At 54.3% G+C, this 7,971-nt stretch carries 10 protein-coding genes; 9 read left to right on the forward strand and 1 reads right to left on the reverse strand.

The features are described from left to right. Positions 1 to 32 precede the first annotated feature (32 nt). The 9 genes from VMV64_RS03180 (at position 33) to VMV64_RS03220 (ending at position 7,304) form a co-directional block, all read left to right on the forward strand. Positions 33 to 1,355 (forward strand): aminodeoxychorismate synthase component I, encoded by a 1,323-nt coding sequence (locus VMV64_RS03180; protein ID WP_325328500.1) that lies wholly within the window; start codon positions 33 to 35, stop codon positions 1,353 to 1,355. Further along, positions 1,352 to 2,164 carry an aminodeoxychorismate lyase gene (pabC, locus tag VMV64_RS03185; protein ID WP_325328501.1) on the forward strand — a complete coding sequence of 271 codons (813 nt, stop codon included), beginning with the start codon at positions 1,352 to 1,354 and terminating at the stop codon, positions 2,162 to 2,164. Before VMV64_RS03180 ends, pabC begins: the two co-directional genes overlap by 4 nt. Beyond that, on the forward strand, positions 2,148 to 3,161 hold the full coding sequence (gene mltG / locus VMV64_RS03190) for an endolytic transglycosylase MltG (RefSeq protein WP_325328502.1): 1,014 nt from the start codon (positions 2,148 to 2,150) through the stop codon (positions 3,159 to 3,161). Before pabC ends, mltG begins: the two co-directional genes overlap by 17 nt. A gap of 13 nt (positions 3,162 to 3,174) precedes the next feature. Beyond that, the gene (gene tmk, locus VMV64_RS03195) at positions 3,175 to 3,795 is read left to right on the forward strand and encodes a dTMP kinase (RefSeq protein ID WP_325328503.1); all 621 of its coding nucleotides are present in this window, start codon (positions 3,175 to 3,177) and stop codon (positions 3,793 to 3,795) included. A 45-nt stretch (positions 3,796 to 3,840) separates the two neighbouring features. Then, positions 3,841 to 4,836, forward strand: a complete 996-nt coding sequence (gene holB, locus VMV64_RS03200) for a DNA polymerase III subunit delta' (RefSeq protein WP_325328504.1) — start codon at positions 3,841 to 3,843, stop codon at positions 4,834 to 4,836. Further along, complete coding sequence (locus VMV64_RS03205) at positions 4,829 to 5,191, forward strand: PilZ domain-containing protein (protein ID WP_325328505.1); 363 nt, start codon at positions 4,829 to 4,831, stop codon at positions 5,189 to 5,191. The genes holB and VMV64_RS03205 overlap by 8 nt, the downstream gene beginning before the upstream one ends. Before the next feature lie 59 nt (positions 5,192 to 5,250). Beyond that, complete coding sequence (locus VMV64_RS03210) at positions 5,251 to 6,015, forward strand: TatD family hydrolase (protein ID WP_325328506.1); 765 nt, start codon at positions 5,251 to 5,253, stop codon at positions 6,013 to 6,015. Between the two features lie 35 nt (positions 6,016 to 6,050). Further along, on the forward strand, positions 6,051 to 6,650 hold the full coding sequence (locus VMV64_RS03215) for an ankyrin repeat domain-containing protein (protein ID WP_325328507.1): 600 nt from the start codon (positions 6,051 to 6,053) through the stop codon (positions 6,648 to 6,650). A gap of 180 nt (positions 6,651 to 6,830) precedes the next feature. Next, positions 6,831 to 7,304 carry a CreA family protein gene (locus VMV64_RS03220; RefSeq protein ID WP_325328508.1) on the forward strand — a complete coding sequence of 158 codons (474 nt, stop codon included), beginning with the start codon at positions 6,831 to 6,833 and terminating at the stop codon, positions 7,302 to 7,304. A gap of 56 nt (positions 7,305 to 7,360) precedes the next feature. Here VMV64_RS03220 and VMV64_RS03225 read toward each other — a convergent pair whose 3' ends face one another. Beyond that, entirely contained in the window at positions 7,361 to 7,627 is a 267-nt protein-coding gene (locus VMV64_RS03225) for a hypothetical protein (RefSeq protein WP_325328509.1), read from the reverse strand. Positions 7,628 to 7,971 lie beyond the last annotated feature (344 nt).

Below are 7,971 nucleotides of genomic sequence, written 5' to 3' on the forward strand. Positions count from 1 at the left end.
TGCTAGGTTTTCTCTCGTCATTAAGGTAGCTTGTGCCCGTCATACAGCTCCCCGGTACGCCCGACTTGCTTGGCCTCCATGCGGCAAACCCGTTGCGCTATCCCTATCTGCTGGAAACTCTGGGTTGTCCTGGATGGGATATTCTTTTCGCTTTTCCAAGGCAGTCACAAATATTCCCCTCCGATCCAACGGGACAGGAAAAAAAATTTTTTTCCGTACTGGATGAAGAGTGGGGAAAAGCCGCGCGCTCACCAGATCAGGGGGAGACTAAGCTTCCCTTTCACGGGGGCTGGTTCGTTTATCTCGGCTATGAATTGCTGCACCAGCTGGAGCCCTCCGTCGCCGTAAAACAGCAGGCAAGCCAATTCCCGTTGGCCGCCCTGGTCCGCATCCCTGCGGCTATCATGGTCGACCGTGCCAAGGGGCAGACCTACTTGTTTGCCGAGGAAGCCTGTTCGCATCTTCTTGAAGACTTGCGCACCGATTTGAGCGATGTTGCCAAATATGTGGGCAGCCCGGTAAAGGTGGATGAACTTGAAGAGGAAGACGAACAGATTTTCCTGCAAGGGGTGACAGAGGTTAAGCGCTACATCCTGGAAGGGGACGTGTTCCAGGTCAATCTTGCGCGCCAGTGGCGGGCTCGGATCGAATATCAAGACAATGCAGCCGGCGTTTACGCGCGCCTGCGCGAGAGCAATCCGGCCCCGTTTGCGGGTATCGCCGACTTCGGCAGGCACCAGATCATCAGCTCCTCCCCGGAGCGATTGGCGAAGGTGCGTGGTGGCATGATCGAGACGCGCCCGATCGCCGGCACGCATCCGCGTGCTCCGCTGGCAGAAGAGGATGAGCTGCTGCGTCGACAGTTGATCTCCAGCCCCAAGGAACGCGCCGAACACATCATGCTGGTCGATCTCGAGCGCAATGATCTGGGGCGGGTGTGCGAGCCAGGCAGCATCGAGGTCAGCGAACTGATGACGGTGTGCAGCTACGCTCACGTACACCACATCGAATCCAGCGTGCGCGGTCGTTTGCGCGAGAACACGACCCCTTCCGAAGTGATGCGTGCGTTGTTTCCAGGAGGCACTATTACCGGTTGCCCCAAAGTCCGTACCATGCAAATCATCAGTGAGCTTGAACCCTCACCCCGTTACGCTTATACGGGCAGTATGGGGTATCTGAATCTCGATGGCAGCATGGATCTCAACATCCTGATCCGCAGCTTCATGCTCGCAGGGAATGCGCTTACCTTCAAGGCCGGCGCAGGCATCGTTGCCGACTCCGACCCCTTACGCGAACTTGCCGAAACTCGTGCCAAGGCTAAGGGACTGCTCAGGGCGCTCGGAGTCTCTCAATGATCCTGGTGAACGGCCTTCCGAGCGAGCATATCCGGGTCTTTGACCGGGGACTGACGTACGGTGATGGGGTTTTTCGCACCTTGCTGGTGAGGGCGGGCCATCCATTGTGCTGGCCACGCCATTATGACAAGCTGTACGCGGATTGTGCGGCCCTCGAAATTATTTGTCCGCCTGAAGATATCCTGGCTGCGGAAATGGTCGAATTGATTGAGGGAACGCCAGACTGCGTGCTGAAAGTAATTGTCACCCGTGGAGAAAGCCAACGTGGTTACGCTATTCCAGAACATATGGAGCCGACCCGCATCCTGATGACGAGTGCTGCTGCGCAGTACCCGGCCAACTATTTGACGGATGGGGTGCGGTTGCACCTTTGTTCCACACGCCTTGCCATACAACCCTTGTTGGCCGGGATTAAGCATCTCAACCGCCTGGAAAACGTGCTGGCGCGACGGGAATGGAACAATTCCGAAATTGCCGAGGGGTTAATGCTCGACATGGATGGAAATGCAATCGAAGGGACGATGAGCAACCTGTTCCTTCTCAAGGGCAAGACCTTGCACACTCCGGACCTTGGGCGTTGCGGCGTGGCCGGCGTGCAGCGGCAGCGCATCATGGATCTGGCCGGCAGGCTCGGCATGACGGTCAGGGTGGAAAATCTGCCGTTGGCCCGAATTTACGACGCAGATGAGGTTGTGCTTTGCAACAGCGTATTCGGCGTCTGGCAGGTCAGGGAACTGGCCGGAAAATCATGGCGGGCCGGCAAGCTGGCGGCGCGCTTGAGGAGTTTGTTGGATGATGAATGTCATTAAGCGCGGTATAGCCGCGCTTATCGTGTTGGGAATGTCGACTGCGGGCTGGGTACTTTATTTTGCCAATACCCCTGTACATCTGCCCCAATCGCCCTACGAGTTTACGCTTAAGCATGGCAGCAGCTTGCGTACCATTGCCAAGCAGTTCAGTGCTGAAGGACTGATTCCTGAGCCATGGAGCTTTATTGTTCTGGCAAAAATTTTGGGGAAGGAAGGGGACATCAAGGCCGGCAACTATCAACTGGATCGTGAACTCACCCCGTTCCAACTGGTTCAAAAGATCACCAAGGGTGATGTCAGCCAGAGCGAAATCGTGTTTATAGAAGGCTGGAATTTCAGTCAGATGCGCAAAGCACTCGACGAGCATCCGGCCATCAGGCACGACACCACCGGCCTGAGTGACAGGGAGTTGCTGAATCGCCTGGGAGTGCAGGAAGAAAGTGCCGAGGGGCTGTTTTTTCCAGACACTTATTATTTCAGCAACGGAATGAGCGACTTGTCCGTGCTCAAGCGTGCCTACCAGATCATGGAGCAGCGACTAGCCGATGCCTGGCGGGAGCGCCGCCCGAATCTGCCCTATTCTACGCCTTACGAGGCTTTGATCATGGCTTCCATCGTCGAGAAGGAGACCGGTCGATCCGGAGAGCGCCCGATGATCGCTGCCGTCTTTATCAATCGCCTGCGTACCGGCATGAGGTTGCAAACGGATCCAACGGTCATTTACGGCCTTGGTGAGACGTTTGATGGCAATTTGCATAAGCGCGATTTAACCACCGATAATGCCTATAATACTTACACTCGCAGCGGGCTTCCGCCCGGTCCGATTTCCATGCCGGGATGGGCCTCTCTCAATGCGGCTCTGCACCCTGGTGCGACCTCTGCGCTGTATTTCGTGAGCAGGGGTGACGGTACCCACCAGTTTTCCAGCAGCTTGACGGAGCATAATCAGGCCGTGGCGCGTTACCAGAAGACCATACCCAGAAAAAAGATTAATTAAATATCACAACACAATGATTTTAAGAAATAATAACGCAAAATTTATCACGCTAGAGGGGATAGATGGCGCCGGCAAGAGCACCCACCTGAATTGGCTGGCGGAGCGCCTGCGTAGCCAGGGGAAAAATGTCCTGGTCACTAGGGAGCCGGGCGGGACACCGCTCGGTGAGGCGCTGCGCGAATTGCTCCTGCATCAAGCCATGCATCTTGAGACCGAGGCCCTGTTGATGTTCGCTGCCAGGCGTGAGCATCTGGACAAAGTCATAATTCCGGCGCTGCGTGAGGGAACATGGGTCATTTCAGACCGCTTTACCGATGCCAGTTTTGCCTATCAGGGCGGGGGCAGGGGGCTGGATGAATCCAAGCTGAAAATCCTTGAGCAATGGGTTCAGCAGGACTTGCAGCCGGACCTGACCTTATTGTTCGACGTTACACTCGAAGTCAGTCGGCAGCGGTTGTCCGGCAACGCTTCTCTGGACCGGTTCGAACAGGAAAAGCAGGATTTTTTCCAGCGCGTGCGGGACGCGTATTTGAAGCGCGCAGCGCAATTTCCGGAGCGTATCCGGGTGATCGATAGCGGGCGGGCGCTGAATGAAATTCAAGTTGATCTTGAAGATGTTATTTCATCCATCTGAATTTATATGATTTATTCATGGCAAAATGATATTTGGCGGCGACTGATGTCGACCAAGGCGACTTTGCCTGGTGCTCTATTGCTACAAGGCCGTGGCGGAATCGGGAAATTTCATTTGGCCTATACGCTGGCACAGGCATTACTGTGCGAGTCCCCTCTGGAGTCGGGCGAGCCTTGCGAGCATTGCGGCGCATGCAACTGGTTCAAGATTGGCGGGCATCCTGATTTTCGCCTGCTCGAGCCTGAAGCACAAAGCGCCGCGGCTGAATTGACGGGCGAAACGGTAGAGCAGGGCAAGGCGGCCGACAAAAAGGTGAGCCAGTTTATTACCGTGGCCCAGATTCGCGAATTGGCGGATTTCGTCAACCTGACGACTCACCGCAATGGCATGCGCATCATTCTGGTTCACCCGGCGGAGGCGATGAACGTTCACGCCGCCAATGCGCTGCTGAAAACATTGGAGGAGCCGCCGCCCGGCACGCTGTTCATCCTGGTGTCGCACCAGCCCCAACGCCTGCTGCCTACGGTTCGCAGCCGCTGCCAAAAGATTAACGCACCTCTACCTGGGCGTGCAGAGGCATTGCAGTGGCTGCGGGGGCAGGGTGTCGCGGAAGCCGATGCCTGTCTGGCGCAATCAGGCTACGCTCCCCTTGCCGCCCTGCGGTTAAGCACGGAAGATTACCAGTTGAAACGCGGCCAGATTCTGGAACAGCTTGGCGCGCCGAATCGATTTGACCCACTTACCCTGGCGGAGCAGGGGGACAAGGTGGAGTTGGCTTGGATACTGAACTGGATGCAGCAGTGGGTATATGATCTGGCAAGTATCGGCATGGCGGGGCAGGTGCGATACCAGCCTGAGTCGTCAACGGAAATGAATCGCTTGGCAAAAGCCGTCAACTTGATAGAATTGTTTCGGTTCCAGCAGGAATTATTGACTGCGCAGCGCGCTTTGCACCATCCGCTGAATAACCGATTGGTGCTGGAGCAATTGTTTTTTTCTTATTGGCAACTCGTGAATCGTCAGGACGCCGCTTATGTCTGATCCAAAAGCTTCAGCCGCTCCGCGGCCGGGTGTACTTTCTTTGAGCATCAAGGAAAAAACTGCTCTGTATGCGGCTTATATGCCTTATCTGAAAGGTGGCGGGATTTTTATCCCCACCAACAAACCTTATCGACTGGGTGACGAGGTTTTCATGCTGCTTTCCTTGATGGAGGATCCGAACAAGCTGCCGGTAGCCGGCCGTGTTGTCTGGATCACCCCGGAAGGGGCGCAGGGCAATAAGGTGCAGGGAGTGGGCGTGCAGTTCGGTGATAACGAGAGCGGGGTCTCCGCGCGCAACAAAATCGAGGGCTTGCTTGGCGGCAGCAAAACATCCCGCCCAACTCACACCATGTAGATGTGTGATCCAGTCAAACCACGCCGTCACACTTGGGGCGGCATACTCTCGTGCAAGCCATGCTAGTCGATTCCCACTGCCACTTAAATTTTCCTGAACTCATCTCAAATCTGCCTGAGTTATTCGCCAACATGGAAAAAAACGGGGTTGGCCTTGCGCTATGCGTGAGCGTTAATCTCACGGATTTTCATGAGGTTATCAACTTGGCTGAAACCTATCCTCATCTCTATGCATCGGTCGGAGTTCATCCTGATTATGAAGACGAGGAGGAGCCATCAGTGGAAAGACTGGCTGAATTGGCGAACCACCCAAAGGTGATTGCAATCGGCGAAACCGGTCTGGATTATTTCAGACTGAAAGGCGACCTGGAATGGCAAAGGGAGCGTTTCCGCAACCATATCCGCGCCGCAAAACTCTGCGGCAAGCCATTGATTATACATACCCGCGAGGCAGCAGCCGATACGCTGCGCATCATGGAAGAGGAGGGGGCGGCAAGCGTGGGCGGTGTAATGCACTGTTTTACCGAAAGTCTGGAGGTTGCGGAGCGCGCAATAGCTCTTGGCTTTTATATCTCTTTTTCAGGTATTGTTACCTTTAAGAACGCGATACAAGTCAAGGAAGTTGCGAAGAATATTTCACTGGATCGAGTGCTGGTCGAAACCGATTCACCTTATCTTGCACCCGCCCCATTCCGTGGAAAAACCAACCAGCCGGCGTATGTGAAGCATGTCGCAGAAGAAGTCGCACGATTGAGAGGGATAAGCGAAGAAGAATTGGCTGAGGCCACCACTAGAAATTTTATGAGCCTATTCAAAGTAAAATGATATATAGAATAGTAGGTAAGGCTTTATTTATTCTAATGTTGGTTAGCAATATTTCTTTAGCCGATGGATTTGTTGATAATTTCTTCATATCGATAACTCTTGGGGATGCTGGCGCAATCCAACATTTTCTTGCCAGGGGTGTCGATGCCAATGTAATGGATGCCAATGGCAACACAGCTTTAATTATTGCCGCGCGCGAAGGGCAAAATGATATTTTGCGTACACTCCATAGGTCCGGCGCGAAACTCAATACCAAAAACCAATTCGGTGAGTCGGCCCTCATGCTTGCGGCGCTCAATGGACACGCTCAAGTAATCAACACCTTGCTCGGCTTGGGGGCGGGTACGGGGGCAAACCATCAGGGCTGGACACCGATGATGTACGCGGCATTTTCTGGCCACAGCGAGATTGTCGAAAATCTGCTGCGTGCGGGTTCGGACGTGAACGCGGCGACCAACAACGGCACAACCGCATTGATGCTGGCATCGAAAGGCGGGCACATCGAAGTGGTAAAAGTGCTACTGAAATATCACGCGAACGTAGACATCAAGAATGAAAATGGTGCAACAGCCGGGAGCTGGGCGATGGAGAGTGGTAATACCGATATCGCAAGCCTGTTGCAGGGCAAAAGGTAATTTGAAGGCTAAACCTTGCACGGCGATTCTCTAGCCCGCAAAAAACGACACTACCGGTCATTGCCCAATGGATACTTGCGCATCAGTGGCAATTACAGGATTTCTCCTCGGGGATGCTAATGAACAAAGCGATGACACGGATCCGTCAGAAAAGCTTACTGCACGATAAGAACCGAGCCAATGAAAATGATTACGTCCCCACGTCTTCTAGTTATCAGCCTGCTGCTGGCCACATTGCCTGCTAACGCCGACAACATTGGCTGCGTCACAACCGCGTGGAAGCTCATCGGCGCCAACCACAAGGTTTGCGTCGAAGCCTTCAGCGATCCCAAGGTATCGGGCGTCACCTGTCACGTCAGCCAGGCAAGGACGGGGGGTGTATCGGGAACCTTGGGACTGGCGCAGGATCCGTCACAGTTTTCCCTAGCCTGCCGCCAGACCGGACCAATCATCCTGCCGGCCAAGTTTCCCAAGGAAGGAACCATTTTCACCGAGGACACGTCCATCCTCTTCAAGGAAACCCGCGTCGTGCGCATGTGGGACGAGACGAACCGAACCCTCGTCTATTTGGCCATCAGCCGCAAGCTGATCGAGGGGGCGCCCGCGAACAGCATATCCACGGTACCCGTCATGACGTGGGGAGGTAAGCCGTAACCATGGCTGATCCGGTTTTTCGGGAAATGGGTAGCTGAAGCTAACCCCGTTTGCCCTTAAGGTTTACTTCCCTTGGGTGGTCTCTTGTGGAACTTTTTGAACGGCTTTTTGCCTTGCGCGCTACCGCTGGGCTTTGGCTGATCGGCGGATACAGGGGCGTTCCGGCGAACGCCTGACTCATGAGTTTCCGCTCGATTCACGGAATCCAGAGAAATTTCCAGTTCGTTGAGCTCATCCCATTGGGCGTCGGTTCGCTGCCGTTCCGGGATGGACAGAATCTCCTGCAGGCGACGACGAGGGGAAATCGATTGCCGTTCATTCATCTCGATATTATCTCACCTTCACTGAACGTTTGAGTGATTTATTGCTTTCGTAAGAGGTGATGGACCATTGTGATCCAACTCTGTATCAGCGCCAATGGTGGTTTTGCGTTATTTCTGCAACGCATCTTAAATTACAGTTTGTCAAGGCCACATTCAGATGTCCGGTGGCCGGCTAAGTTGAAATGTCCGGGCCTGGGTGATTTAGAAGTGGCCCCGGAAATCTGAACAAGCCGATAAGTGGAGAATCTGCTACCTTTGACGGCCCTACGGGGCGAAGAAATGGAGCAGAAGATGGCAAAAAGAACGAGACGGACACACTCAGCGGTGTTCAAGGCCAAAGTGGC

This window comes from Sulfuricella sp., from assembly GCF_035531155.1.
GTDB lineage: Bacteria > Pseudomonadota > Gammaproteobacteria > Burkholderiales > Sulfuricellaceae > Sulfuricella.

What these genes read in the sequence shown, in the direction of transcription:
- VMV64_RS03205 (WP_325328505.1), top strand. Translation starts at nt 4,829, where the DNA reads ATGTCTGATCCAAAAGCTTCAGCCGCTCCGCGGCCGGGTGTACTTTCT.
- VMV64_RS03210 (WP_325328506.1), top strand. Translation starts at nt 5,251, where the DNA reads ATGCTAGTCGATTCCCACTGCCACTTAAATTTTCCTGAACTCATCTCA.
- mltG (WP_325328502.1), top strand. Translation starts at nt 2,148, where the DNA reads ATGATGAATGTCATTAAGCGCGGTATAGCCGCGCTTATCGTGTTGGGA.
- VMV64_RS03225 (WP_325328509.1), bottom strand. Translation starts at nt 7,627, where the DNA reads ATGAATGAACGGCAATCGATTTCCCCTCGTCGTCGCCTGCAGGAGATT.
- VMV64_RS03215 (WP_325328507.1), top strand. Translation starts at nt 6,051, where the DNA reads ATGTTGGTTAGCAATATTTCTTTAGCCGATGGATTTGTTGATAATTTC.
- VMV64_RS03220 (WP_325328508.1), top strand. Translation starts at nt 6,831, where the DNA reads ATGAAAATGATTACGTCCCCACGTCTTCTAGTTATCAGCCTGCTGCTG.
- tmk (WP_325328503.1), top strand. Translation starts at nt 3,175, where the DNA reads ATGATTTTAAGAAATAATAACGCAAAATTTATCACGCTAGAGGGGATA.
- holB (WP_325328504.1), top strand. Translation starts at nt 3,841, where the DNA reads ATGTCGACCAAGGCGACTTTGCCTGGTGCTCTATTGCTACAAGGCCGT.
- pabC (WP_325328501.1), top strand. Translation starts at nt 1,352, where the DNA reads ATGATCCTGGTGAACGGCCTTCCGAGCGAGCATATCCGGGTCTTTGAC.